Origin of the sequence: Paraburkholderia sp. SIMBA_054 (assembly GCF_046534875.1) — a bacterium.
Classification (GTDB): domain Bacteria; phylum Pseudomonadota; class Gammaproteobacteria; order Burkholderiales; family Burkholderiaceae; genus Paraburkholderia; species Paraburkholderia hospita.
In genome coordinates, this window is sequence record NZ_JAWRXV010000327.1 from 1 (window position 1) to 378 (window position 378).

General features: G+C 54.2%; 1 protein-coding gene. It reads left to right on the forward strand.

Going from position 1 to position 378, the window contains the following annotated elements:
• Positions 1-21: 21 nt before the first annotated feature.
• Positions 22-378, forward strand: a 357-nt coding sequence (locus SB822_RS55325; RefSeq protein ID WP_410858874.1) for an efflux RND transporter permease subunit, incomplete at its 3' end; no start/stop codon positions are given.

Sequence of the window (378 nt, forward strand, 5' to 3'; positions counted from 1 at the left end):
GACTACGGCTCAACCGCTTTCATGGACCGTGACAACGCTTCGACGTTGCTCATCTACGCGGAGCCCGGTGCGAACTCACTTGCAGTCGAGCAGCAGGTTTTGTCCGCGATGCGCGGGCTAAAGAATGAGTTCCCCGCAGGAATGGACTACAAGATCATCTACGACCCGACCATCTTTATCGGCAAATCGGTCGACGAGGTGATTGTCACCATATTCGTCGCAATCCTGCTGGTTGTTGGCGTCGTCTTTCTTTTCCTGCAGAACTGGAGGGCCACGATTATCCCCGTCGTTGCAATTCCGGTCTCCCTGCTTGGGTCGTTCATCGTACTCGCCACGTTCGGAATATCGCTAAACAACCTGTCTTTGTTTGGCCTCGTG